The organism is Streptomyces iakyrus (assembly GCF_000717055.1).
Lineage (GTDB): Bacteria > Actinomycetota > Actinomycetes > Streptomycetales > Streptomycetaceae > Streptomyces > Streptomyces iakyrus.
In genome coordinates this window covers 15,457-40,745 of the sequence record NZ_JNXI01000020.1, presented here as the reverse complement: position 1 = coordinate 40,745, position 25,289 = coordinate 15,457, and the positions used below count along the sequence as shown (strand labels likewise).

The 25,289-nt window shown below is 72.6% G+C and carries 24 protein-coding genes; 15 read left to right on the top strand and 9 right to left on the bottom strand.

Annotated elements, in window-relative coordinates; all coding sequences use genetic code 11:
• Positions 1-35: 35 nt before the first annotated feature.
• The 6 genes from OO68_RS29270 to OO68_RS29245 are packed head-to-tail and all read left to right on the top strand — an operon-like array spanning position 36 to position 4,795.
• Entirely contained in the window at positions 36-1,157 is a 1,122-nt protein-coding gene (locus tag OO68_RS29270) for an acyl-CoA dehydrogenase family protein (RefSeq protein ID WP_033312187.1), read from the top strand.
• 39 nt (positions 1,158-1,196) lie between these two features.
• Positions 1,197-2,765, top strand: a complete 1,569-nt coding sequence (locus tag OO68_RS29265) for a 4-coumarate--CoA ligase family protein (RefSeq protein ID WP_033312186.1) — start codon at positions 1,197-1,199, stop codon at positions 2,763-2,765.
• Entirely contained in the window at positions 2,762-3,496 is a 735-nt protein-coding gene (locus tag OO68_RS29260; protein ID WP_033312185.1) for an enoyl-CoA hydratase family protein, read from the top strand. Before OO68_RS29265 ends, OO68_RS29260 begins: the two co-directional genes overlap by 4 nt.
• Positions 3,484-4,095 carry a TetR/AcrR family transcriptional regulator gene (locus OO68_RS29255; RefSeq protein WP_033312184.1) on the top strand — a complete coding sequence of 204 codons (612 nt, stop codon included), beginning with the start codon at positions 3,484-3,486 and terminating at the stop codon, positions 4,093-4,095. The genes OO68_RS29260 and OO68_RS29255 overlap by 13 nt, the downstream gene beginning before the upstream one ends.
• Positions 4,096-4,148: 53 nt before the next feature.
• Positions 4,149-4,397 carry a type II toxin-antitoxin system CcdA family antitoxin gene (locus OO68_RS29250; RefSeq protein ID WP_031106279.1) on the top strand — a complete coding sequence of 83 codons (249 nt, stop codon included), beginning with the start codon at positions 4,149-4,151 and terminating at the stop codon, positions 4,395-4,397.
• The gene (locus OO68_RS29245; RefSeq protein ID WP_033312183.1) at positions 4,394-4,795 is read left to right on the top strand and encodes a hypothetical protein; all 402 of its coding nucleotides are present in this window, start codon (positions 4,394-4,396) and stop codon (positions 4,793-4,795) included. The genes OO68_RS29250 and OO68_RS29245 overlap by 4 nt, the downstream gene beginning before the upstream one ends.
• A gap of 3 nt (positions 4,796-4,798) precedes the next feature.
• Here the strand turns inward: OO68_RS29245 and pdxH are convergent, their stop codons facing one another.
• Positions 4,799-5,467, bottom strand: coding sequence for a pyridoxamine 5'-phosphate oxidase (pdxH, locus tag OO68_RS29240; RefSeq protein WP_033312182.1), 669 nt, complete (start codon positions 5,465-5,467; stop codon positions 4,799-4,801).
• 285 nt (positions 5,468-5,752) lie between these two features.
• Here pdxH and OO68_RS29235 point away from each other — a divergent pair, with 285 nt between their 5' ends.
• On the top strand, positions 5,753-6,853 hold the full coding sequence (locus tag OO68_RS29235) for a citrate synthase 2 (protein WP_033312181.1): 1,101 nt from the start codon (positions 5,753-5,755) through the stop codon (positions 6,851-6,853).
• Positions 6,854-6,871: 18 nt separating this feature from the next.
• Here the strand turns inward: OO68_RS29235 and OO68_RS29230 are convergent, their stop codons facing one another.
• A complete protein-coding gene (locus tag OO68_RS29230) occupies positions 6,872-7,381 on the bottom strand; it encodes an HIT family protein (RefSeq protein WP_033312180.1) in 510 nt (169 codons plus the stop codon).
• A 300-nt stretch (positions 7,382-7,681) separates the two neighbouring features.
• Between OO68_RS29230 and OO68_RS29225 the strand changes: the two genes are divergently transcribed.
• Together OO68_RS29225 and OO68_RS29220 are read left to right on the top strand one after the other, a co-directional pair.
• Positions 7,682-8,095 carry a RidA family protein gene (locus OO68_RS29225; RefSeq protein ID WP_033312179.1) on the top strand — a complete coding sequence of 138 codons (414 nt, stop codon included), beginning with the start codon at positions 7,682-7,684 and terminating at the stop codon, positions 8,093-8,095.
• 128 nt (positions 8,096-8,223) lie between these two features.
• Positions 8,224-9,681 carry a PAS domain-containing protein gene (locus tag OO68_RS29220; RefSeq protein ID WP_078625511.1) on the top strand — a complete coding sequence of 486 codons (1,458 nt, stop codon included), beginning with the start codon at positions 8,224-8,226 and terminating at the stop codon, positions 9,679-9,681.
• A 22-nt stretch (positions 9,682-9,703) separates the two neighbouring features.
• Here OO68_RS29220 and OO68_RS29215 read toward each other — a convergent pair whose 3' ends face one another.
• Positions 9,704-10,459 carry an SIS domain-containing protein gene (locus tag OO68_RS29215; protein WP_033312177.1) on the bottom strand — a complete coding sequence of 252 codons (756 nt, stop codon included), beginning with the start codon at positions 10,457-10,459 and terminating at the stop codon, positions 9,704-9,706.
• A 270-nt stretch (positions 10,460-10,729) separates the two neighbouring features.
• On the opposite strand from OO68_RS29215, the gene OO68_RS29210 reads away from it, so the two are divergent.
• Together OO68_RS29210 and OO68_RS29205 are read left to right on the top strand one after the other, a co-directional pair.
• Positions 10,730-11,422 (top strand): iron-dependent transcriptional repressor DtxR, encoded by a 693-nt coding sequence (locus OO68_RS29210; RefSeq protein ID WP_020276329.1) that lies wholly within the window; start codon positions 10,730-10,732, stop codon positions 11,420-11,422.
• A 628-nt stretch (positions 11,423-12,050) separates the two neighbouring features.
• Complete coding sequence (locus tag OO68_RS29205; protein ID WP_033312176.1) at positions 12,051-12,950, top strand: alpha/beta fold hydrolase; 900 nt, start codon at positions 12,051-12,053, stop codon at positions 12,948-12,950.
• 227 nt (positions 12,951-13,177) lie between these two features.
• Here the strand turns inward: OO68_RS29205 and OO68_RS29200 are convergent, their stop codons facing one another.
• The 3 genes from OO68_RS29200 to OO68_RS29190 form a co-directional block, all read right to left on the bottom strand.
• Positions 13,178-14,770, bottom strand: coding sequence for a hypothetical protein (locus tag OO68_RS29200; RefSeq protein ID WP_033312175.1), 1,593 nt, complete (start codon positions 14,768-14,770; stop codon positions 13,178-13,180).
• A complete protein-coding gene (locus tag OO68_RS29195; protein WP_033312174.1) occupies positions 14,767-15,558 on the bottom strand; it encodes an ABC transporter ATP-binding protein in 792 nt (263 codons plus the stop codon). Before OO68_RS29195 ends, OO68_RS29200 begins: the two co-directional genes overlap by 4 nt.
• Before the next feature lie 113 nt (positions 15,559-15,671).
• The gene (locus OO68_RS29190) at positions 15,672-16,334 is read right to left on the bottom strand and encodes a bifunctional DNA primase/polymerase (RefSeq protein ID WP_106974451.1); all 663 of its coding nucleotides are present in this window, start codon (positions 16,332-16,334) and stop codon (positions 15,672-15,674) included.
• A gap of 305 nt (positions 16,335-16,639) precedes the next feature.
• On the opposite strand from OO68_RS29190, the gene OO68_RS29185 reads away from it, so the two are divergent.
• Together OO68_RS29185 and OO68_RS29180 are read left to right on the top strand one after the other, a co-directional pair.
• A complete protein-coding gene (locus OO68_RS29185; protein ID WP_033312173.1) occupies positions 16,640-18,025 on the top strand; it encodes an NsdA family TPR-like regulatory protein in 1,386 nt (461 codons plus the stop codon).
• 297 nt (positions 18,026-18,322) lie between these two features.
• Entirely contained in the window at positions 18,323-20,200 is a 1,878-nt protein-coding gene (locus OO68_RS29180) for a hypothetical protein (protein WP_403551777.1), read from the top strand.
• A 43-nt stretch (positions 20,201-20,243) separates the two neighbouring features.
• Here OO68_RS29180 and OO68_RS29175 read toward each other — a convergent pair whose 3' ends face one another.
• Entirely contained in the window at positions 20,244-21,554 is a 1,311-nt protein-coding gene (locus OO68_RS29175; protein WP_033312171.1) for an ABC transporter substrate-binding protein, read from the bottom strand.
• A gap of 117 nt (positions 21,555-21,671) precedes the next feature.
• Here OO68_RS29175 and OO68_RS29170 point away from each other — a divergent pair, with 117 nt between their 5' ends.
• Both OO68_RS29170 and purU read left to right on the top strand, forming a co-directional pair.
• On the top strand, positions 21,672-22,172 hold the full coding sequence (locus tag OO68_RS29170) for an SCO4402 family protein (protein ID WP_033312170.1): 501 nt from the start codon (positions 21,672-21,674) through the stop codon (positions 22,170-22,172).
• A 68-nt stretch (positions 22,173-22,240) separates the two neighbouring features.
• A complete protein-coding gene (purU, locus tag OO68_RS29165; RefSeq protein WP_033312169.1) occupies positions 22,241-23,122 on the top strand; it encodes a formyltetrahydrofolate deformylase in 882 nt (293 codons plus the stop codon).
• 104 nt (positions 23,123-23,226) lie between these two features.
• Here the strand turns inward: purU and OO68_RS29160 are convergent, their stop codons facing one another.
• Together OO68_RS29160 and OO68_RS29155 are read right to left on the bottom strand one after the other, a co-directional pair.
• Entirely contained in the window at positions 23,227-24,540 is a 1,314-nt protein-coding gene (locus OO68_RS29160; RefSeq protein ID WP_033312168.1) for a zf-HC2 domain-containing protein, read from the bottom strand.
• On the bottom strand, positions 24,537-25,118 hold the full coding sequence (locus OO68_RS29155; RefSeq protein WP_033312167.1) for a sigma-70 family RNA polymerase sigma factor: 582 nt from the start codon (positions 25,116-25,118) through the stop codon (positions 24,537-24,539). Before OO68_RS29155 ends, OO68_RS29160 begins: the two co-directional genes overlap by 4 nt.
• Positions 25,119-25,289: the final 171 nt, after the last annotated feature.

Below are 25,289 nucleotides of genomic sequence, written 5' to 3'. Positions count from 1 at the left end.
CAAGCCACATCCGGCCCGCACCGAAAGGACTCCCCATGGACACCGAAGACCACAAGGCGCTCCGGGAAGCCGTAGCCGCACTCGGCAAGCGCCACGGCCGCGGAGGCGACACCGAGCAACTCTGGTCCGACGCAGGCAGACTCGGATACCTAGGAGTCAACCTCCCCGAGAAGCACGGAGGCGGCGGCGGAGGAATCTCCGAACTCTCCATCGTCCTCGAAGAACTCGGCGCGGCCGGCTGCCCCCTCCTCATGCTCGTCGTCTCACCGGCCATCTGCGGCACGGTCATCGCCCGCTTCGGCACGGAACAACAGAAACAGGCGTGGCTCCCCGGCCTCGCAGACGGCACCCGCCGGATGGCCTTCGGCATCACCGAACCCGACGCCGGCTCCAACAGCCACCGCATCACCACCACGGCCCGGAAAGACGGCACCGACTGGCTCCTCACCGGCCGCAAGGTCTTCATCTCCGGCGTGGACATCGCGGACGCGACCCTCATCGTCGGCCGCACCGAAGACGCCCGCACCGGCCGCCTCAAGCCCTGCCTCTTCATCGTCCCGCGCGACACCCCCGGCTTCACCCGCCGCCCCATCGACATGGAACTGAACGCCGCGGAGAAGCAGTTCGAACTGGTCCTGGACGACGTACGGCTGCCCGCCGACGCCCTGGTCGGCGACGAGGACGCGGGCCTGCTCCAGCTCTTCGCCGGTCTCAACCCCGAACGCATCATGACGGCAGCCTTCGCGATCGGCATGGGCCGCCACGCCCTCGCCCAGGCCATCGGGTACGCCCGCGACCGCACCGTCTGGAACACCCCCATCGGCGCCCACCAGGCCGTCGCCCACCCCCTGGCGCAGGCGCACATCGAACTCGAACTCGCCCGCCTGATGATGCAGAAGGCCGCCGCCCTCTACGACGCCGGCGACGACATGGGCGCCGGAGAGGCCGCCAACATGGCCAAGTACGCCGCCGGAGAGGCCTGCGTGAAGGCCGTCGACCAGGCCGTGCACACCCTCGGCGGCAACGGACTCACCCGTGAGTACGGCCTGGCCCGGCTGATAACGGCCGCGCGCGTGGCTCGTATTGCCCCGGTGAGCCGGGAGATGATTCTCAACTACGTCTCCCACCAGACCCTGGGCCTGCCCAAGTCGTACTGAGGACCCTGAGACGGCCCGCGCCGCGAGGAGGAACCCGCCATGTTCCGCAGCGAGTACGCAGACGTCCCGCCCGTCGACCTGCCCATCCACGACGCGGTCCTGGCCCGGGCCGCCGAGTTCGGCGACATCCCGGCGCTGATCGACGGCACGGACGGCACCACCCTCTCCTACGAGCAGGTGGACCGTTTCCACCGGCGCGTCGCCGCCGCCCTCGCCGAGGCCGGTGTCCGCAAGGGCGACGTCCTCGCCCTGCACAGCCCCAACACCATCGCCTTCCCGACCGCCTTCTACGCGGCCACGCGCGCGGGTGCCACCGTCACCACCGTGCACCCGCTCGCCACCGCCGAGGAGTTCGCCAAACAGCTGCGGGACTCGGCGGCCCGGTGGATCGTCACCGTGTCACCGCTGCTGGACGTCGCCCGCCGGGCCGCCGAACTCGCGGGCGGCGTACGCGAGATCTTCGTGTGCGACAGCGCGAGCGGCCACCGCTCCCTGATCGACATGCTGGCCTCGGCGGCCCCCGAACCGCAGATCGCCATCGACCCCGCCGAGGACATCGCGGCCCTGCCGTACTCCTCCGGGACCACCGGCACCCCCAAGGGCGTGATGCTCACGCACCGGCAGATCGCCACCAACCTCGCCCAGCTCCACCCGGCGGTCCCCGCCGGCCCGGGCGACCGCGTCCTGGCCGTGCTGCCCTTCTTCCACATCTACGGCCTCACCGCCCTGATGAACGCGCCCCTGCGGCAGGGCGCCACCGTCGTCGTCCTGCCCCGCTTCGACCTGGAGCAGTTCCTCGCGGCCGTCCAGAACCACCGCATCACCGCCCTGTACGTGGCCCCGCCGATCGTCCTGGCCCTCGCCAAGCACCCGGCCGTCGCCCAGTACGACCTGTCGTCCCTGCGGTACATCATCAGCGCCGCTGCACCCCTGGACGCCCGGCTCGCCGCCGCCTGCTCCCAGCGCCTCGGCCTGCCGCCCGTCGGCCAGGCCTACGGCATGACGGAACTGTCACCCGGTACCCACGTCGTCCCCCTGGACGCCATGGACGACGCCCCGCCCGGAACCGTCGGCAAACTCATCGCCGGCACCGAGATGCGCATCGTCTCCCTCGACGACCCCGGCAAGGACCTCCCCGCCGGCGCATCCGGCGAGATCCTCATCCGCGGACCCCAGATCATGAAGGGCTACCTCGGCCGCCCCGACGCCACCGCCGCGATGATCGACCCCGACGGCTGGCTGCACACCGGCGACGTGGGGCACGTGGACCCCGACGGCTGGCTGTTCGTCGTCGACCGCGTCAAGGAACTCATCAAGTACAAGGGCTTCCAGGTGGCCCCCGCCGAACTGGAGGCCCTGCTCCTCACCCACCCGGGCATCGCCGACGCCGCCGTCATCGGCCGGTACGACGACGACGGCAACGAGGCCCCGCACGCCTACGTCGTCCGCCAGCCGTCCGCCGCCGGCCTCACCGAGGCCGAGATCATGATGTACGTCGCCGAACGCGTCGCCCCCTACAAGCGGATACGCCACGTCACCTTCATCGTCGGCGTCCCCCGCGCGGCCTCCGGCAAGATCCTCCGCCGACAGCTCAGGGAGAGCGCATGACGCTGATCGCCCGCACCCGCGCGCGAGCCGTGGAAACCCTGACCCTCGACTCCCCGCACAACCGCAACGCCCTCTCGGCGGCCCTCGTCGGCGACCTGGCCGACGCGCTCACCGCCGCCGGCAAGGACCCCGGCGTCCGAGCGATCGTCCTCACCCACACCGGCAACACCTTCAGCGCGGGCGCCGACCTCAAGGACCCTCCCCACCCCGAGGCCCTGGTCGCCCTGCTGCGGCAGATCGTCGAGCTGTCCAAGCCGGTCGTCGCCCGGGTCACCGGCCACGTCCGCGCGGGCGGACTCGGCCTCCTGGCCGCCTGCGACATCGCCGCCGCCTCCACGGACGCCACCTTCGCCTTCACCGAGGTCCGCATCGGAGTCGCCCCCGCGGTCATCTCCCTGCCGCTGCTGCCCCGCACCGTCCCCCGCGCACTGGCCCGCCACTACCTCACGGGCGAACGCTTCGATGCCCCGGAGGCGGTGGCAACGGGCCTGCTCACGACCTGTGACAGCGATGTCGACACGGCCCTCGACCCCATCCTCGACGGTCTGCGCCGCTCCGCCCCCGACGCCCTGGCCGAGACGAAACGGCTGCTCACGGCTAGGGTGCTGGAAGCCTTCGACCGGGACGCGGACGCCCTGACCGCGCTCTCGGCCCGGCTCTTCTCCTCCCCGCAGGCCCGCGAGGGGATGACGGCCTTCCTCGAACGACGGGATCCGGCATGGGTGGTGTGAGCACGGCCGACCGTGCGGAGAGAGTCCCCAAGCAGGACCGCAGCCGGGCCACCCGGCAGCGGCTCCTCGAAGCCGCCGTGTCCTGCCTCGCCGAACACGGCTGGGCGGGCTCCACCGTCTCCGTCGTCGCCGAACGCGCCGGCGTCTCCCGCGGCGCCGCCCAGCACCACTTCCCGACCCGCGAGGACCTCTTCACGGCGGCCGTCGAATACGTCGCCGAGGAACGCTCCACCGCCCTGCGCGCCCTGTTCCCCGAGGGCGCGGCAGGCGACCGGCACGCCGTCGTCGCCGCCCTGGTCGACCTCTACACGGGGCCGTTGTTCCGCGCCGCCCTCCACCTCTGGGTCGCCGCCTCCAACGAGGAGCAGCTGCGGCCCCGCGTCACCGAACTCGAATCCCGGGTCGGCCGCGAGACCCACCGCATAGCCGTCGACCTCCTCGCCGCCGACGAAACCGTCCCCGGCGTCCGCGAAACGGTCCAGGGCCTCCTCGACATGGCCCGCGGCCTGGGCCTCGCCAACCTCCTCACCGACGACGCGGCCCGCCGGGAGCGGGTGGTGGCCCAGTGGGCGGGGCTGCTGGAGGAGACGCTGGGCTGAGGGGCTGGTGGCAGCACGGACGCGGAGTGTGCATACCGCGGTATGCTCGGAGTATGGCGGACACGACGCGCATCACGGTGACACTGCCGACTGACCAGGTCGCCGAACTCAGGAAGCTCACCGACAACGTCTCCGGCTATGTCGCCGAGGCGGTGGCACGCCAGCTGCGGCATCAGTTGCTCGGCGCCGACCTGATGCGTCACCAGGAGGAGCACGGGGCCTTCACCGAGGAGGAACTGGCCGAGGCCCGCTCCAGGATCTTCGGCACTGCGGATGCCGGCGGATCGGCGAGTGCGGCGTGATGGAGCACGTCGAGACGGTTGTCCTGGACTCTCAGGGGCTCTCCGCCTGGATCGCCCAGGATCGCAAGATCCTGGCGATGTTCCAGGTTCTCCACGCCATGGGCGCCGATTTCGTCATCGGCGCCAACACCATCGTGGAAGTCAGTCATGCGCGCGTGAACATGCCCCGTCTGCAGTGGGCGCTCTCCCGCGTCAAGGTCGAGCCGGTGACCGAGGGCGCCGCGAAAGCGTCCGCGGAACTGCTGAAGGCCGCCGGGCTGCACGGCCACAAGTACGCGATCGACGCGACCGTCGCCGAGGTGGCACTGCGGCAGCCGGGCCCGGTGGCCGTGCTGACGTCCGATGTCGACGACATGGCGCGGCTGTGCGGCGACCGAGTCCGGCTCATCGGCATCTGAACCTCACGGACTGAGCCGCTCCACCCGCCAGCTCCCGTCCGGCCGCTCCACGTACCGCAACCGGTCGTGCAGCCGGTTCTCGCGGCCCTGCCAGAACTCCACCGTCTGCGGGGCCACCCGGAAACCGCCCCAGTGCGGGGGCACCGGCACCTGCTCGCCCTCCGGGTAGCGCGCGGCCAGCTCCGCGTACGCGCCGTCGATGTCGGCCCGGGTGGAGATCACCGAGGACTGGGCGCTGGCCCACGCGCCCAGCTGTGAGCCGTGCGGGCGGGTGCGGAAGTACGCCGCCGTCTCGTCCCGGCCGGTGCGCCGGGCGATCCCGCTCACGATGACCTGCCGCGCCATGGGGTGCCAGGGGAACAGCAGCGAGACGAAAGGGTTCTCCGCCAGGTCACGGGCCTTGCGGGAGTCGTAGTTGGTGTAGAAGACGAAGCCCTGCTCGTCGAAGTGCTTCAGCAGCACCGTGCGGGAACTCGTCCGCCCCTCGGCGTCGGCCGTCGAGACGATCATGGCGTTCGGCTCGAACAGCCCGCCGTCCGTCGCGGCCTGCTTGAACCAGCGCGCGAACTGCTCGACGGGCGTGGCGGCGAGCTCGGTCTCGGAGAGCCCCTCGGCCCGGTACTGCTTGCGCATCGAGGCCAGATCGAAGGGGACGTCGTCGCGGTCGGTCACCCGGTCATCTTGCCGTACGGACGGTGTCCTTCGTCACTGCGTGGCACTGAGTGCCGCGAACCCTCCCCAACGATGGCACTCGGAGATATCGTTTCGGTGCCGTTCCGGTTGGGTGACCGTAGGCCGGACGGGGCATCACAGGGGCAGCCGGCCAGGACCGCGAGTCGCCGTACCCGACCGTGGATCCCCCGGACGGCCGCCCGCTGCGCAAGCCGACTGACACATGGTTCGTACGTCCCACCCCACCACACACCATCTGTCACTTCCACCACGAGGAGCCGCCTGATGTCCGACTTCGTACCCGGGCTCGAAGGAGTCGTCGCGTTCGAGACGGAGATCGCCGAACCGGATAAGGAGGGCGGCGCACTCCGTTATCGGGGCGTCGACATCGAGGACCTCGTCGGCCACGTCTCGTTCGGCAACGTCTGGGGCCTGCTCGTCGACGGCGCCTTCAACCCCGGACTGCCGCCCGCCGAGCCCTTCCCCATCCCCGTGCACTCCGGCGACATCCGCGTGGACGTCCAGTCCGCCCTGGCCATGCTCGCGCCCGTCTGGGGCCTGAAACCCCTCCTCGACATCGACGCCGAGGAGGCCCGCGAGGACCTGGCCCGCGCGGCCGTCATGGCCCTGTCCTACGTCGCCCAGTCCGCCCGCGGGCAGGGCCTGCCGATGGTTCCGCAGCGGGAGATCGACAAGGCGCAGTCCGTCGTCGAACGCTTCATGATCCGCTGGCGGGGCGAGCCGGACCCCAAGCACGTGGCGGCGGTGGACGCGTACTGGACCAGCGCTGCGGAGCACGGCATGAACGCGTCCACGTTCACGGCCCGTGTGATCGCCTCGACCGGCGCGGACGTCGCGGCGGCGCTCTCCGGCGCGGTGGGCGCGATGTCCGGCCCGCTGCACGGCGGCGCCCCCTCCCGCGTCCTCGGCATGATCGAGGAGATCGAACGCACGGGCGACGCTGAGGCTTACGTCAAGAACGCGCTCGACAAGGGCGAACGCCTCATGGGCTTCGGCCACCGCGTCTACCGCGCCGAGGACCCGAGGGCGAGGGTCCTGCGCCGCACGGCCCGCGAGCTGGGGGCACCGCGCTTCGAGGTCGCCGAGGCCCTGGAAAAGGCGGCCCTCGCGGAACTCCACGCCCGCCGCCCCGACCGCGTCCTGGCCACCAACGTCGAGTTCTGGGCGGCCATCGTCCTGGACTTCGCCGAGGTCCCCGCGCACATGTTCACGTCCATGTTCACCTGCGCCCGCACGGCCGGCTGGTCCGCCCACATCCTGGAGCAGAAGCGCACGGGCCGCCTGGTCCGCCCCTCGGCCCGCTACATCGGCCCGGGCACCCGCGACCCCCACGACATCGAGGGCTACGGCGACATCGCCCACTGATCACCCCACCCGACGGCCTCACCCGCCCCCGGGTGGGGCCGTCGGCGTGCCCCGCCCCGAGAGCCGGTCCAGTTCCTCCCCGACGGCCTCCCGCAGCGGCTCGTGCCGATCCCCGAGGGCGTACCGCTCCTCGCCCCACATCTCCCGCGGGTAGAGCCACACGGGCCGCCGCACGAGCTCCGCGGGCTCCCAGTCGTACCGCGGCCACACATGCGCGTGCAGAAACCCGTCGGCGTTCCCGAGGATCTCCAGATTGACCCGCCGGAACCCCGTCTCCACCCGCCGGCAGGCCCGCTCGACGGCTTCCCCCAGCCGGTCCAGGTCGGCCAGGAACGCCAGCCGCCCGCTCCGCGGCAGCTCGGACAACCGCTGCACCGCGGGATCATCGGTCAGCAGCACCGAGTAGCCGGGCAGGAACTGCACGTCCCCGATCACCGCGAACCCGGACTCCAGCCGCCGCATCACCGCCGGGTTCTCACCCCGCAGGGCGCTCCCGATACGGTCCTCGCGCCACGGACTCACGGTCATCGCCCCCGGGAAGACGCCGAAAAACGCAGACGACCCGCGAGTCTGGTTCCTCCTGGGGAGGAGCCGGCCGGACGTACCGGCGACTCGCGGGTCGGGTGACTGCTGGAGATTGGGCCGGCTGCGCGCTTCACTCACGCGCTGGTCCGGCACCGCACTGTGTGTGGTGTCGGGCCGCTAGCCCGCAGCCACCTCACGCGTCCGGTTCTCATACATCTGCCGAACCACCTCCCTTCTCGTGTACCTGGAACCCTAAGAAACCGATCGGCCTCGGATCAACCGTTTTTTTGAGACCTTGACTCCATGACGCGACGGCAGGCGATTCTCAGTGGTTCGGTGTTCGAGGAGCGGATCGGGTATGCCCGGGCCGTCGTGGACGGGGACTGGGTGCATGTGTCGGGGACGACCGGGTTCGACTACGCGGACATGACGATCTCCGAGGACGTGGTGGAGCAGGCCGAGCAGTGTCTGCGGAACATCGGGGACGCCTTGGAGAAGGCCGGGTGTTCGTTCGCGGACGTCGTGCGGGTGCGGTACCTGCTGCCGGAGCGGGAGGACTTCGAACCGTGCTGGCCGGTGCTGCGCGCGTGCTTCGGCGACGTGCGGCCGGCCGCGACGATGTTGGTGTGCGGGCTGGCGGACCCCCGGATGAAGATCGAGATCGAGGTGTACGCGCGGCGGGGGAGCGGCGACGGAGCCCTGTCGTTGATCGACTGAAGGCATCGGGCGGCTGACGGTCCGGCCTGCCGGGCCGCCTCCGGACCGTTGACGTGGGGATTGCCGCCGTACAACGATTCCTTCAATGTTGTGGGAACTCGGTGTGCGCTGGGTCACGTTCCAGTTGAATGATTGCAAGGAGCGAACCGACGTGCCGTACGTGCGGACGCAGCCTGCAGGGGGTCCAGGTGAGTGCTTCCCGGCGTAGTGGGACCACCGACGAGCTGGGGCCGGACGAGCCCGAGCGGGAGAGTTCGGATGGTTCGGATCTGCTTGCCGCTTTGCTGGACGGCATGGACGCGGCGCTGTGCGCGTTCGACGCCGACGGAGTCGTGACGCACTGGAACCGTGAGGCCGAGCGGATTCTGGGCTGGGGCGCGGACGAGGCCGTGGGGCGGCGTGGTCTGGCCGGGTGGGCCGTGCGCAGTGCGGACGCCGAGGAGGTCGAGGGGCGGCTGCTGTCGGTGATGCACGCGCCGGGGCGGCAGGTGCACGAGTTCGCCCTGCTGACGAAGGACGGCGGGCGGGTGCTCGTGCGCACGCAGTCGGCGGCGGTGCGCGGCCCCGACGGCAAGCCGGCGGGGGTGTACTGCGCGTTCAGCGAGGTGCACGCGCAGATCGATCTGGAGCGCTCGATCGCGCTGAGCGAGGCCCTGTTCGAGGACGCCAGCTGGGGTGTCGTGCTGGTGGACGTCGATCTGCGGCCGGCCGTGGTGAACGCGCACGCGGCCCGCGCGCTGGGCACGGGCCGTACGTCGGTGCTGGGGCGGCCGCTCGGGGAGCTGCTGTCGCACGGCGTGGAGGAGCTGGAGAGCGCGCTTCAGCATGTGCTGGCGGAGGGTGCGCCGCCCGCGCCCGCCGAGGTGTGGGTGAGCGTGCGCGCCAAGGAGGGCGAGCAGCGGCGGTGCTGGCGCAGCGGCTTCCTGCGGCTGGCCTCGCCACTCGCGGAGGAGCCGGTTCCGCTGGGTGTGGGCTGGTTGTTCCAGGACGTGACGGAGGCCAAGCAGGCCGAGCAGGAGGCGTCCCTGCTGCGCTTCCGCACGCAGCAGCTGCACCGCGCTTCGCGGGCCGCCGCCGAGTGCGAGGACCCGGCGGAGGCGGCGACGGTCCACCTGGACTTCGCCCTGGCCGGTTTCGCCGACCACGGGCTGATCGACCGGGTCGCCGGCGGGGCGCTCACCGACGCGGAGGCCGAGGGGCCGGTCCGGCTGGTCCGGGTCGCCGCCACCCCGTCCGGTGCGCCGGGCCCGAGCAGGCTGGCCGGTCAGGCGGGGCTGCCCGTCCGCTACGCCGAGGGGCATCCGGCCCTGCAGTGCGTGGAGCGGGTGGGAGCTCTGCGTGCGAGCGCGGGCGCCGCCCGGCCCGAGGCGGCCCGCGAGTGGGCCCTGGCCCGCCAGTGGCCCCCGGACGCGGTCCACGCCCTGTGCGCGGTGCTGCGCAGCCGGGGCCGGACCCTGGGCGTCGTGACGTTCCTGCGGGGCGCGGGCCGCAGTGCCTTCGAGCGGTCCGACGCGATGTACGCGGAGGACGTGGCGGTGCGGATCGCTTCGGCGCTGGATCTGGCGGAGCTGTCGGGCGAGGACTGAGGGGCGCCCGCCCCCGGTCCGGTCAGTGCCGGTAGAAGATCCGGTCGCGGTACTGCTCCATCACCCGGGCGTTCCAGTCGTGGCCGCCGTCGACGTTCCCGGAGCGCAGCAGGGGCGGCTCGATGCCGCGGTCGGCCAGGGCGGTGGCGGTCGTCGCCATGACGGCCTGGAGGAGGGCCGAGGTGACGACCGTCGAGGCGGGGGCGAAGGGGGCGGGGATGTCGTCGTGGGTCAGTTCCGCGTCGCCGACCGCGATCTTCGAGTCGAGGACGAGGTCGCAGTGGTCCTTGAGGTACGTCCCGGAGGCGTGCCTGGACTTCGTCTCCGAGGCGTAGGCCACCGACGTCACGCCGATGACCTTGACGCCCAGGGCGCGCGCGTTCATGGCCATCTCGACGGGCAGGGCGTTGCGCCCCGACAGGGAGATGATCAGGAGGGCGTCGCCGGCGCGGAGCGGGGAGCTGTCGAGGACGGCGCTCGCGAGGCCGTCGACGCGTTCCAGGGCGGAGCCGAGGGGCGCGGGCATGACGTCCACGCCGACGACTCCGGGTACGGCGAGCAGGTTCATCAGGGCGAGGCCGCCGGCGCGGTAGACGAGGTCCTGCGCGGCGAGGGAGGAGTGCCCGGCGCCGAAGGCGAAGAGCCGGCCGCCGTCGGCGACGGTGTCGGCGAGGAGCGTCCCGGCCGCGGCGATGCTGTCGGCCTCCTCGTCGCGCAGCCGCCGCAGCAGGCCGATCGCGGCGTCGATGAACTGGCCGGCCGGCGCGCGGTCGCTCATACGGGGTCCCTTCAGGCTGGCCTCGCGGCTCGTGTCGCGCATCACGGTGCGGTCTGGACCAGTGCGGTGTCAATACGGTCGTGAGGGGCATGGGCCGAGTGCCGGGAAGCGCCCGAAAGAGAAGTCCGTACCCTTGCGGACGGCCGGGTAATCTCCGGCTTTCCCTCCCGCGGCACGGTTGTCGGTGGTATCCGGCAGAATTGGGTGCAGGGCCAGCGCACACGCCGGTGAGCCGTCCAGCCTCCGGCAGATCTCATTCGAGGGGCACGTATGTCCGGACTGATCGACACCACGGAGATGTATCTCCGCACCATCCTCGAGCTGGAGGAAGAGGGTGTGGTCCCCATGCGCGCCCGTATCGCCGAGCGGCTGGACCAGAGCGGGCCGACCGTCAGCCAGACCGTGGCGCGCATGGAGCGTGACGGTCTGGTGTCCGTCGCGAGCGACCGGCATCTGGAGCTGACCGACGAGGGCCGCCGGCTGGCGACGCGTGTGATGCGCAAGCACCGCCTCGCCGAGTGTCTGCTCGTCGACGTGATCGGTCTGGAGTGGGAGCAGGTCCACGCCGAGGCGTGCCGCTGGGAGCACGTGATGAGCGAGGCCGTGGAGCGCCGTGTCCTGGAGCTGCTGCGGCATCCGACGGAGTCGCCGTACGGCAACCCGATCCCGGGTCTGGAGGAGCTCGGCGAGAAGGACGGCGCCGACCCCTTCCTGGACGAGGGCATGGTGTCGCTGGCCAGTCTCGCCCCGGGCGCCGAGGGCAAGACGGTCGTGGTGCGCCGGATCGGTGAGCCGATCCAGACGGACGCGCAGCTGATGTACACGCTGCGGCGGGCGGGCGTGCAGCCCGGCTCGGTGGTGAGCGTGACGGAGTCGGCGGGCGGGGTGCTGGTGGGCAGTGGCGGCGAGGCGGCCGAGCTGGAGTCGGACGTCGCGTCCCACGTGTTCGTCGCCAAGCCCTGAACCGGTCCGGGCGGACCCGGGCCTGATCCGGCCCGGGTCCCCGAGGCCTGAGCCGGGCGGCCGGCTTCGGCCAACTCCCGTTGCACAGGGGGTTCTTGTGGCGTTGGCGTGATCCGGACCGAATCCGGGACCCACTCCGTCGAATGGCAGCGCTCGTACGCTTCCCGTGCGACGCTGTCGCGTGAGGCATATGACCTGAGGGGCTCTGGGCCGTGGCCCGACAGCGATGTCGCCCGGCCGGGGAGGGGGCGGGAGGATGTGCCGTGGAGATGTGGAGGGCCCCGGCGCCGCGTGGCGCCGGGGCCTGTCCTCCCCTGTGCTGACCCGGAGCCCCGAGCTCTCAGGGTCATTCCCCTCGGACCGGTTTCCCCGAGCGGTCCGCCTCCCGCTGAAGATCTCCCCGCGGCAGCGGCGATCAATCCCCGGGAGTGGTCACTCGAACGAGGGGTGTTGCGGGCGAGAACCCCATTCTCGAATGCGCTTTCGATAGTCTGCGGGCGGCGCACGGCACACTTGCACCGACAGGTACGGCAACCAGCACGGCAGAAGGCACAGCAGGCAGAACACGGTTCACAGGACCGGCCGGCTCAGGGAGCCGGGTCCGCGCGAAGCTTGGGGGGTGCCAGACATGGCGCGACGCATCGACGTGACCGGGACGGGCGGCGTACGCCTGGCGGCCTGGGAGTTCGGGGACCCGCCCAAGACCGAACCGGCGCAGGACGGGCAGGGGGCGCACGACGGGCACACCGCGCCGGAGGGCTCTCCCAGCGTGCTGTTACTGCACGGCCTCATGGGCCGCGCCTCGCACTGGGCGTACACCGCCCGCTGGCTCTCCGCGCGCTACCGCGCGGTCGCCCTCGACCAGCGCGGCCACGGCCGCAGCGACAAACCCCCGCAGGGCTCCTTCACGCGTGACGCCTACGTCGACGACGCCGAGGCCGCCCTGGAGCAGCTCCGCCTCGCCCCGGTCGTCCTCATCGGCCACGCCATGGGCGCGCTGACCGCCTGGCAGCTCGCCGCCAGGCGTCCCGACCTGGTCCGCGGCCTGATTATCTGCGACATGCGGGCCTCCGCGCTCGGCGCCGCCTCGCAGCGCGAGTGGGACCAGTGGTTCAAGGCCTGGCCGCTGCCGTTCGCCACGCTCGCCGACGTCCGCAAGTGGTTCGGCGAGGACGACCCCTGGGTGGAGCGGCCCAATCCGGCCCGTGGCGAGTTCTACGCCGAGGTGATGGCCGAGTCCCCGGACGGCTGGCGCCCGGTCTTCGAGCCGGAGCAGATGCTCCGCTCCCGGGAGACGTGGGTGTACGACGCGCACTGGGAGGAGCTGGCCCAGGTCCGCTGCCCCACCCTCGTCGTGCGCGGCCTGGACGGCGAGCTGGGCCGTGCCGAGGCCCAGGAGATGGTCCGGGTCCTGCCCCGCGGCCAGTACGCGGAGGTCGCCGACGCGGGCCACCTGGTCCACTACGACCAGCCGGAGGCCTGGCGCGCCGCGATCGAACCGTTCCTGGACTCGCTGGGCGACGACTGACGGGGGCCTCCGCCGAACGCGTCCCCTCTTGCCGACGGCGGTCCTCGGTCGGGCGCGTGCCCCGTTGCTGACGGCGGGCCTCTGGCGCCCTGGCCGACCGGTCGGAGGCGGCCGCGCGTTGCCCTCTCGCCCGACGGCAGGCCTCCGCCGGGCGCGTCACCCATGGCTGCCGGCAAGCCCCTGGCGGCCCACCCCCGGCCGATGGTCGGCGAAGCGGCGGCCGCCCGTCACCCCTTGCTGACCGCCGCCAGGATCTCCGGCAGGCGCCGGGCCGTCTGCGGGGCGGCCAGTTTCAGTCCCGCCGCCGTGAGCGCCGCCCCGTACGCCGTGCCCACCGGCAGCAGCAGCCACGTGAAGGCGTCGCCGTCGGCGCTCACGTTCAGCCAGATCGTGAGCGCGATGACGGGCGCGCACAGCAGGGCGGCCGCCATCATCCCGCCGAAGATGGAGATCCAGGCGAGCCCGGTCTGCCCGGGGGCCACGTTCTTGTAGCCCTCCTGCGGGATGGAGTAGGGGAAGCGGGCGGACGTCCACGCCCCGGTCGCGAGCATCGCGCCGAGCAGCGCGAAGGACAGCCCCAGCGCCTCGGGCAGCCGCCGCCAGTCGCCGAGCATGGCCGTCGTCAGGACCGTCACGAGCGTGGCGTAGGGCAGCGTGATCAGCAGCAGGGCGTACGCCCGGGCGCGCAGTTCGACGTAGGCGTCACGCGTCGAGGAGATCGTCATCGCGACGATCCAGAACGCCGAGGTGTCCTGTCCGAACTGGTTGTACATCTGGATGCCGAGCATCCCGGCGGCGAAGCACGCGAAGTACACCGACCCGGTGCCCTGCCAGGCGTTGAACACCGGCACGATCAGCCCGATGGCCAGCGACGTCACCCAGGCGGCCTTGGTCTTCGGGTCGCGCCACACGTACCGCAGGCTGCGCTCCATGACCGTGCCCGTACGGCCCGTCGGCAGCAGCCGTGCCAGCCCGGCCGACGACCGCTCCTTGGCGGCCGACTCGGCGCCCGGCAGGGTGGAGCCGTCGGGCGAGGTCATCAGCCGGGTCAGATGCCGTGACCAGAGCGCGAGCAGCGCCGCCAGCGCCCCCGCCGTCAGCGCCAGTTGCGCGGCGGCGAGACCGTACGAGCCCTCACTCACCGCGTGCACGGCCCCGATCGCCGACGCGGGCGGCACCCACTGCAGGATCCCGGCCGCCGGGTCGAGTTCGCCGAGCCCCGACGCCCCGATGCGCTGCGCGCCGAAGTTCACGATCTGCGCCCCGATCGCGATGACCAGCCCGCTGAGCACCGCGAGGTCCCGCCCCTTGCGGCTGGTCAGCAGCCGGACGTTCGCGGCGGCGACGGCCCGCGCGAGCGCCACGCACACCAGCAGCGCGAGCACGACGGCGACGGCACCGACGGCGAACGCCGCCCCGCCCCGCGCGACCGCGATCACCGAGCCGGCCAGCAGGCAGAGCGTGAACAGCGGCCCGATGCCCACCAGCGAGGCCGTGAGCAGCGCCCGCACCAGCGGCCGGGGCCGCAGCGGCAGCATCACCAGCCGGGTCGGGTCGAGGGTCTCGTCACCACTGGGAAAGAACAGCGGCATCACCGCCCACCCGAGCCCCAGCACCGCCACCGCCAGCACGACCACCGACTCGGCGTGCGCGTGCCCGCGCAGCGCGATCAGGCCGATCAGCTGGAGCGCGGCGAACAACAGGGCGAAGACGGCCGAGGTGATGTAGGCGGCCTTCCGCCCGCCGGACTGCCGCAGCCCGTTGCGCAGCAGCGACAGCTTCAGCCGGACGAAGACGGGGGTGATCGCGTCGGTGCTCACCGGGCCCCGCCGCCCAGCCAGTCGAGATCGGACCCGGCGTCCCGGCTCTGCGCGCCGACGAGTTCGAGGAACGCCCGCTGCAGCGAGGGCGCGTCCCCGCGCACCTCGGCGAGCGTGCCGGTGGCGCGGATCCGCCCGGCGGCCATGACGGCGACCCAGTCGCACAGCGACTCGACGAGCTCCATGACGTGGGAAGAGAACACGACCGTGGCGCCCGAGGCCGTGTACCGCTCCAGGACGCCCCGGATGGTCTGCGCGGAGACGGGGTCGACCCCCTCGAACGGCTCGTCCAGGAACAGCACTTCGGGATTGTGGAGGAGAGCGCTGGCCAGCCCGATCTTCTTGCGCATGCCGGTCGAGTAGTCGACGACCAGCTTGTGCTGTGCCCCGGCCAGATCGAGGACGTCGAGGAGCTGTGTGGCCCGCTTGTCGACCTCGGCACCGGGCAGCCCGCGCAATCGCCCGCTGTACGCCAGCAGTTCCCGCCCGGAGAGCCGCTCGAAGAGCCGCAGTCCCTCCGGCAGCACCCCGATCCGCGCCTTCACCTCGACGGGGTCCTGCCACACGTCGTGCCCGACCACCTCGACGGTCCCGTGATCGGGTCTGAGCAGCCCGGTCACCATCGACAAGGTGGTGGTCTTCCCGGCCCCGTTCGGTCCGACGAGCCCGATGAACTTGCCCGCGGGCAAGTCGAGATCGACTCCGGCGACAGCGACCTGCTGCCCGAACCGCTTCCAGAGCCCCCGCACCCGCACAGCGCTGGATCCCACCGCGCCTCCCTCCGTCACCTTGCACCCTACGGCGGGGGAACGCCCTTCTTTCAGGGGCGCGGGGAACTGCGCGATCAACCACGACGAAGCCGCAGCCGCCGACGAGGAGGAACCACGCAGACGATCAGGCGCTACCGATCCCTACCGCACGCATAGGCCAACGGCGAGATCAACTCCTCCGCATCCGGCAGCCACCGATTCGCCGGAGTCGGCCGGCAGGCCCACTGCACGGCCCCACGGGACCCGAACCGTGTAGGCGGCGCAGCCACGTACGCCCCCTCACCCAGCACCGTCAGATCCAGCGACGACACCGACCACCCCAGCTTCCGCACCAGGTCGGGCACCTTCACCCCGGCCCCCGGCAGCACGAAGAACTCCATCCGCCGGTCCGGCGTCAGCGTCACAGGGCCGAGCGTCAGCTCCATCCGCTCCATGCGCGCGAGCGCCAGGAACCCGGCGGTCTCCGGCAGCGAGATCGCGTCGAACGTCCGCCCCGTCGGCAGCAGGATCGACGCGGTCGGCTGCTTCTGCCACATCCGCCGCGCGACCGTCGCACTGCCCGTCGCCTGCGTCGCCCAGTCCGGGCGCGCCGGGTGCGACCCGGGCGCCGGGCACGCCGCGTCACCGCAGGAGCAGCGCTGGCTGCCGTCGACGGCTTCCAGCCAGGTGCCGGGGAACACGTCCCAGTGGCGCTCCTCGGCGTAGCGGACAGCGGTCTCCAGCAGCGATTCCCCGCGCTGCTTCGGGATCTGAGCGGCTTCGGTGCCGGCGATCGTCTCTTCCACGATGAACACAACTCTGGTCGTCACCAGGGGTTACGCCCGCCCGTGTGCGCGGGGGAGAGCATCGCCCCTGTTCGCGGGGCGCATGGGTGCATGTGCGGGGGCGCGCAGGAGGATCCGTCGCGGAGCTGGGTAGCCACGAGAGGGGCCGGCAACTGCCGTTACCCCGGCATTCCTCACATGCCTCGCATTTTCGCCTGGTCGGCGGGGCATTGATCTTCACGGCCGGATCTTCTCGCCGGGACGTGAGGGGTTCGGCCGCGGAAGACACGTCAACTCGGTGCGTGGGCAGGCACCGCAGCCTCAGGGGGTACGCCATGGCCGCAAGGCCGCTCGTCGCCCGGCAGCCGAACGAACGGCTGCAGGCGCTCATCCAGGAAGCCGGATGCTCCAACGCCGGCCTGGCCCGCCGGGTCAACATGTGCGGTGCCGAGCACGGCCTCGACCTGCGCTACGACAAGACGTCGGTGGCGCGCTGGCTGCGCGGGCAGCAGCCGCGGGGCCGGGCCCCGGCGATCATCGCCGAGGCGCTGGGCCGCAAACTCGGCCGTACGGTCACGATCGACGAGATCGGCATGGCCAACGGCAAGAACCTCGCCTCGGGCGTGGGCCTCCAGTTCTCGCCGACGGTACTGGGGGCCATCGAGCAGGTCTGCGAGCTGTGGCGCAGTGACGTGGGGCGGCGGGACTTCCTGTCCGGTTCCTCCGTCGCGGCGTCCGCGCTGGTCGAGCCCAGCCGGGACTGGCTGATCTCCGCGCCCGACGCGCAGGTCTCGCGCTCGGCGGGGCCGCGGGTGGGCCAGTCCGACGTGCAGGCGGTGCAGGCCATGACCCAGGCGCTGGTGGATCTCGACCACCAGTACGGCAGCGGGCATGTGCGGCCGGTCGTCGTGCACTACCTCAACAGCGTGGTCTCGGGGCTGCTGGCGGGGTCGTACCGGGAGGCGGTCGGGCGGGACCTGTTCGCCGCGGTGGCCCGGCTGACGGAGCTCGCCGGGTACATGGCCGTCGACACCGGCCAGCCCGGCCTGGCCCAGCGCTATTACATCCAGGCGCTGCGGCTGGCGCAGGCCGCCGGGGACCGCGGCTACGGCGGGTACGTCCTCGCGGCCTCCATGAGCCACCTCGCCGCGCAGCTCGGGAACCCGCGGGAGATCGCGCAGTTGGCGCGGGCGGCGCAGGAGGGGGCGCGGGGGCGCGTGTCGCCGCGGGCGGAGTCGATGTTCCTGGCGGCGGAGGCGCGCGGGCACGCCCTCATGGGCGACGTGCGCGCCGCCCAGTCCGCGGCGGGGCGCGCGGTGAGAGCCCTGGAGGCGGCCGACCCGGCGGCCGGGGACGACCCGGTGTGGATCGCACACTTCGACGAGGCCTACCTCGCCGACGAGTTGGCCCACTGCCACCGGGACCTCGGGCAGGCCGAGGCGGCGGCCCGGTGCGCGCAGGAGTCGCTGGCCGGGCATCCCGAGACGCGGGCGCGCCGACGGGCCATCGGATATGTGCTGTTGGCCACGGCGCAGGTGCAGCAGCGCGAGATCGAAGAGGCGTGCACCACCGGCATGAAGGCCGTGGAACTGCTGGAGGGCCTGCGCTCCAACCGGGGCGCCGAGTACCTGGAGGACTTCCAGCAGCGGCTGGAGCCGTACCGGGACGAGGCGGTGGTAAGGGAGTTCGGGGCACGGCTCGACCTGCAGGCGGCTGCGTGAACACAGGGTCTGCGGATGCGTGAACGTGCGGGAAACGGCTGCCCGGGGCGAGGGAGGTGACGTGGGCAACGTGCCGTGAACCGCCGGTGTTACCGCGCTCACAGGGCGGGCGGTCGGGCCCTGTGCTGCGTGGCACGGGGCTCTGGGGACCCGGTAGCGTGACCCGACGATTCACAAGGTCCCCCATTAGTAGGAGTCCCGGTGACGCAGAGTGGACAGGGCGAGGAGCCCTCGGCGCGCCCCGCGCGCGAAGGCATCGTGCTGCCCTCCGACGGTGGCGAGCCCCTGCTGCCGGGCATGACGGGCGGACCGGGTGACGCCCCGGGCCGTCGGCCCGTCCCGCCCACGGCGGGCGGACCGCAGGCCTCGGCCCCCGCGGAGGGGCAGACCTGGGGCCAGCCGTGGGGCCCCGGCCAGGAGCAGACGCCGCCCCCGCCGCCGGGCCAGACCTGGCAGTCCCCGCCCCAGCAGTGGAGCGCGCCGGAGCCGCCGGCGTGGGACGCGCAGGCCCCGGGCGCACTCCCGCCGGAGGGCGGCCGGCCCGCGAACCCCTACGCCGGCCCGCCGGCCGGGTCCGGCCCGTACGGCACGGCCCAGCCGCCCGCGGGCCACACCGGCTACGACCCGTACGGCGCCACCGGCGCGGGAGCCCCGCTGCCCCCGGAGGGCTCCGGCACCTATGGCGCCCCGGCCGGGGGCGCGGCCCAGCCGGGGCCGGGTGGGCAGGAGCCTCAGGGAGGCTCCGGGTACGGGTATCCGCAGGGGCCCGGACTGCCGTCTGCCGCGGGTGGCCACGGCGCCCCCGCCGCGGGCGCAGCCCAGCCGCAGCCGGGGTCCGGTGCGCAGGGGGCGGGTTTGCCGTCGGCCGCTGGGGCGTACGGCAACCCGGGCGGGGGAGCCCAGCCGCAGCAGGGGACCGGTGCGCAGGGGGCGGGTTTGCCGCCGGCCGCTGACGCCTACGGCACCCCGGGCGGGGGAGCCCAGTCGCAGCAGGGCGCCGAGGCGTACGGCGGCGGTCTGCCGCCGGTCTCCGGTGCGTACGGGGGCACCGGCGGGGGCGCCCCCCTGCCTCCGCCCGCCGACGAGGGGGCCACCCAGTACATACCTCCCGTCCCCGGGGACGGGGCCGCCGCGGCCACGCAGTACCTGCCGCCCGTCGCGCCGTCCGCCGACGAGGGGGCGACGCAGTACATACCCCCGGTGGGCCCGGGGGCGCTGCCGCCCGAGATGTCTTCCGGGGAGGACCCCGAGGCGACGCGGTTCCTCGGGACCGGGCCCCGGACCGGGGCGGGAGCCGGGCCGCTGCCGGCCGCCTCGCATCCGGACGCCGAGGCCACGCAGTTCATCGCGCCGGTGCCCGGCGGGGACAAGCAGCCGCTCGCCGAGTTCGACAACCTCTTCCGCAGTCAGGGCGGCGCCGAGAGCCCCGCCGGGGCCACGCAGCAGATGCCCCGCGTCGAGCAGCCCCGGCCGCAGCCCTCGTACGCCGCTCCCCACACTTCCCAGGGCCCGCCCGCCGGAGGCCGGTCACGCGGTGGCCGTACCGGCTCGCGCGTACCCGTCATCGCCGCCGTCGGCATCGGCATCGCCGTCCTCGGCGTGGGTGCGGGCGCGCTGCTCGCCGGTGGCGGAGACGGTGGTGACGACGACGGTGGCGGCAAGAAGACCGTGGCCGCCTCCGCACCCGCGTCGGACGGCTCCGCCTCCCCGTCCGCCGACCCGGCCCGGGCCCAGGCGGTCGAACTGGACAAGTTGCTCGCCGACAGCGGCAACAGCCGCTCCACGGTGATCAACGCCGTCGCCGACGTCAAGGGCTGCGACAACCTCGCCGAGGCCGCCAAGGACCTGCGGGACGCGGCCAAGCAGCGCACCGGGCTGGTCACCCGGCTCTCCGGCATCGAGGTCGACCAGTTGCCCGGTCACGCCGCGCTGACCACCGCCCTCACCAAGGCCTGGCAGGCCTCCGCCTCGGCCGACAACCACTACGCGGCCTGGGCCGACCAGACCGCCGGCAAGAAGGGCTGCAAGAAGGGCCAGGCCCGGCCCACCGGCCAGACCCAGGCCGGCAACCGCGCCAGCGGCGTCGCCAGCGCGGAGAAGGCCAAGGCGGCCGGGCTGTGGAACGGGATCGCGAAGAAGTACGGCCTGACCGAGCGGCAGCCGACGCAGCTGTGACGGAGGTGGCCCGGGCGGGACGTGAACGGCCGGGCGGGGACGCTCAGTAGTTCACGTCGGTGTTCTCCAGCGTCCTCGTCGTGTCGACGAAGCCCTTGCGCGCCGAGACCAGCCGTCCCTCCCGCACCACCTGGAGTGTCACGTTCGCGTTGACCAGGCGCGGGAAGCCCACGGCGGCGAGCTTGTCCTGGAACCGCCATCGCAGCGTCGGAGTGAGGCCGCCCGTGGTGACCTTCAGACCGTCGTCCAGGGTCTCCGCCACCGTGTCGGCGGACACCTCGCCGTCGCCGAGCGACTCGACGACCTGCCGGAACACCGTGTAGGCGATCCACGTGGTCTGCACCCCGGCGTCCGCGGGGTCGATGCGGTTGTCGCCGAAGGCCTGCTCGCGGATCACCCGCTTCATGCCGTCCCAGCGCGGATCGCTCGCCACCGGGTACCAGCCGGTGATGTACGAGCCCTCGTAGGGGCCCGACGCCCCGCCGGTGGCGTCGATCACCGTCTGGTCGACGCTGCCCAGCACGGTGGCCGTCCGCACCTCGGGGTAGTCCTCGCGGGCGCGCCGGAAGGAGTCCATGAAGGTGCCGTTGCGGTCCCCCAGGGCAGGCACCACACACCCCTGGTCCGCCCTGTCGTTGCTCGTCGTGCGCAGGGCGCGCTCGGCCTGGCCGTCGTACTCGGTGGCGTCCTCCGCCGCCCGCTGGTCGTGCGAGGCCCGGTGCCCGCCCGCTTTCAGTCCGGAGTCGAGCAGCGGGGGCAGCTGGTCGCCCGCGATGGTGTCGGGCCGGATCAGCGCGACGGGCCCGCACTCGGCCAGGGCACTGCCGAGACCGGCCAGCAGCGCGGGCTGGCCGCCGTTGACGGGGTACGACAGGGGGCTGGTGAACTCGGCGTTGGTTGCGCCGTAGCCGCCTATGTAGGGGATGCCGGCGCCCTCCAGCGACGGGAAGAAGGAGTCCGCGTACTGGCTGTAGGACCCGACGACCGCCACCACGTTCTCCTTGGCGGCCCGCCGGGCGCACTTGGCGGCGGCCACGCTGTCGTTGTGGTCGTTGCAGGTCAGCACGTTGAGCTTGCGGCCGTTGATCCCGCCCTGGGCGTTGATCCAGCGGGCGTAGGCCTGGGCGAAGGCGGGCATGCCGGGCTTGTTGGTGGCCTTGGTGCTCTGCGGAGCCCAGGTCATGACGGTGATGGTGTCGGCCCCGGCATCCCCCGTGGTGCCGGGGACGACACCGCACCCGGCGAGGAGCGACGCGCACGCGACCGCCGTGCCCGCGGAGAGGACGCCTTTTCTGGCGTGACGGGTGAGGAGGCCGGGGAGGAATGTGCTGCGGGTGCGTCGCCTGCCGGTCATGGTCCTGCACGATTCCGCCACACGGCTAACCCGTGAGTGATCTCCGGTCAACAATGGGTGACGCGCAGGTGAATTACGGGGGCCGGTGTGACCGATGTGGAGGGGAACGTACGATCGATGACCGTGCAAGCTTCGGAGAACTCTTCCCGTCGTGGCCGTCGCTCATCCACCATGGGCGGCATGCCTGTCAACGACATGCCGTGGTGGCGCTGGCGCAGCAACGTGCGCTCGGCCCTGCACATGCTCTCCGATCCCGGGTTCCAGCGGGACGTCTGGCTGGCCGGCGTGGACGGCTACGGCGACGTGACCGACGCGGTGTACCGGCTGGTCGAGGACACCTGGCTGGACCACTGGTCCGCCGAGAAGTACGTCGGCACGATCTTCCGCGACGCCCAGGAGGCGGCCCTCGTCGACACCGCGGTGCTGCGCGTGCTGCGGATCATGCACCAGGTCGGGCCGGACGCCCCGGTCGCCGCGTACCTGGAGCACGAGGCGTGGCCGGAGGCGGTCCGGGCGGCCCGCGAGGCGCATGTGCGGCTCGCGGCCGGTGACGGCGAGGAGCCGGACACGGCGCCGCGCAGCCTGGACGTGCTGCAGATCATGACGAGGTCCGCCTAGAACCCGTCGCCGGTCCGCACAGCGGGACGATTGCCGGCGGTGTCGTCCCCTGTGGGACCCTGTCCTGCATGAACGAGCAGTCCACCAGCGCCGCGGTCCCGGCCGATCAGTACGTCCTCACCCTCTCCTGTCCGGACAGGAAGGGCATCGTGCACGCCGTGTCGAGCTATCTGTTCATGACCGGCTGCAACATCGAGGACAGCCAGCAGTTCGGCGACCACGACACGGGGCTGTTCTTCATGCGCGTCCATTTCTCGGCGGACGCGCCGGTGACCGTGGACAAGCTGCGGGCCAGCTTCGCGGCCATCGGCGACTCGTTCCAGATGGACTGGCAGATCCACCGGGGCGACCAGAAGATGCGCATCCTGCTGATGGTCAGCAAGTTCGGGCACTGCCTGAACGACCTGCTGTTCCGCGCCCGTACCGGCGCGCTGCCGGTGGAGATCGCCGGAGTGGTGTCGAACCACACGGACTTCGCCGAGTTGGTGGCGTCCTACAACGTCCCCTTCCACCACATTCCGGTGACGAAGGACACGAAGGCCGACGCCGAGGCGCAACTGCTGGGGATCGTGCGCGACGAGGGCGTGGAGCTGGTCGTGCTCGCCCGGTACATGCAGGTGTTGTCGGACGACCTGTGCAAGGCGCTGTCGGGGCGGATCATCAACATCCACCACTCGTTCCTGCCGAGCTTCAAGGGCGCGAAGCCGTATCACCAGGCTCACGCCCGGGGGGTGAAGCTGATCGGTGCGACGGCTCACTATGTGACGGCCGATCTCGACGAGGGGCCGATCATCGAGCAGGAGGTCGAGCGCGTCGGGCATGACGTGACGCCCGAGGGGCTGGTCGCGATCGGGCGGGACGTGGAGTGCCAGGCGCTGGCGCGGGCCGTGAAGTGGCATGCCGAACGGAGGATTCTGCTCAATGGGCGGCGGACGGTGATTTTCGCCTAGTAGCTCGGGTTGTCCTGTTTCGTGGCGGGTGCGGGTTGTGTGTGGTTGTTCGCGCCCACGCGGCGGAGCCGCATGTCAGACGGAGTCCCGCGCCCCCAAAAACCTCACATCCTGCTCAGTGATGCTGCCGCGAACAGGACGTCCCTGATGGCCTCCCTGTCGCCCACCTGGCCCGCCGCCGCCTCCTGCGGGGGGACATGGCCGGCGGCCAGGCGGCAGAACTCGACGCCGTCCAGGGCCACGTGGGCCACCTCGTGCTCGGCGGAGCCCTTCGCCGCGGGGGAGTCGAGGGGGATCAGCCACTCGCCGCCACCCGAGCCCTCGATCTCCAGGCGCAGGCTGCGGCCCGGCTCGCCCGCCGCGACCAGATGGCGATGGTGGGCGGGGGAGGCCAGGCCGGCCCGGCGGCGGTGGGCCAGGGCCGTCGGCAGCATCCGGGCCGCCAGGTCGATCATGCGGTGCAGATGGCGGGGCGAGGGCGGGTCGTAGGGGTAGTCGACCGCGTCGGCGATGTCCTCCGCGTGCACCCAGCACTCGAAGGCGCGGTCGAGCATCGCGTCGTGCAGGGGCAGTTCGAAGTCGCCGTACGACACCGGCATCTTCCCCGCGCCGCCGCCCGTGAAGGACACCGTGCGCACGAGGCTGTGGCTCTGCTCCCGCCAGGGCGCGCGGACGAACCGGGTGGGCGGGAAGTGGGAGGCGCGCCAGAACGCCTCGGTGCGGGCCGCCGGGGTCGGCTTCCGGGACGGGACGTCGCCCAGCGGGTCGTCCAGGCCGAGCGCGACCGCCACCAGGCCGTCGACGCTGAGCAGATGCGCGATGACCCCGGCGACGGTGGTGCGGCGGCTCGTCGCAGCGTCGGAGCGGAACCAGCGCAGCCGTACCGGTGCGTGCCACTCGGCGTCGCCGAAGTCCTGCAGCAGGGCGTCCAGTCGCGCGGTCTCGGCGTCGTACGCGGCGGCCCAGTCCGGTACCGGGATGCGCGGCGGGCGCCGCTCCAGGCAGGTGTCCAGGACACGGGTGCGCAGACCCGGGTCCAGGTCGAGGCTCTCCGGGCGTTGCAGCAGGCCGACCGCCTCGCGCAGCCGCCGGGCCTCGTCGGCGCAGGAGCCGCAGTCGCCGAGGTGCTCCTCGACGGCCGTGGCCTCCTCGGCCGAGCAGGCGGCGAGTGCCCAGGCGCCGAGCAGGGCCTTCAGCACGGGGTGTCCGAGGGCGGGCGGCGGTGGCGTGACGCCGAGGTCCGCCGGCGCGGGCAGCGGCAGCCCGCTGTCCTCGACGGAGGCGCGGGGCATGGGTATCCGCGGCGGGCCACCGGGCACCGGGGTGTCATCCTTCCCCTCCGGGCCGTTCTCCCCCTCGTGGCCGCTCTCCCCGTCGTCGTCGCCGTCGTGCGCCTCGAAGCGTTCCGGCCCGTTCACACCGCACCCCCGTATCCGGGCGGTGCGCCCGGTGCCTCGGTGTCGTGGGCGGTGGAGAGCAGTTGCAGGCCCAGGCGCAGCCGGCGGCGGGCCTCGTCCTCGGTGATGCCGAGGTCGGCGGCGGTCTGGCGGTAGTCGCGGCGCTGGAAGTAGGCCCGCTCCAGGGCCGAGCGCAGCGGGACCGGCATGGACTGGACGATGTAGTCGGCGCGGGCCGCGACCGAGGCGCGGCGCACCTTGTGCTCCAGTTCCTCCGCGGTGCCGGAGCCTTCGCGGGCGAGGGCGGCGGTCTCGGTGGCGCGCAGCCGCTGCACCGCCAGCCGGTGGGTCAGCGTGGCCACCCAGGTGCGCAGCGGGCCCTGCTTGGGGTCGTAGGAGTCGGGGTGCTCCCAGACGTGGATGAAGACCTCGCGCGTGATGCCGTCGGCGGCGCGTTCGTCGCCGAGCACGCGGTGGGCGAGGCCGTGCACGAGGGAAGCGAACCGGTCGTAGAGCTCACCGAGGGCGGCGGCTTCGCCGCGGGCGAGCCGCTGCTGCATCTTGCGGTCCCAGCGAGGCGGTACGTCCTTTTTCGCCATGCGGCCCCCTCACCCCCTGCTCGTGTCCCGCGCCCGTGCTCTGTCCAGCCTGTCCCCGGCGTCTCCTCGAATGTAGTCGGCACGTCCGCTCACGCACGCCCCTTTGTGGCAATGTGCGCCCCCCGACCGGCCCCAGGTGGTAGGGGGTGCGGCGGCTCGTCCCGCACGCCT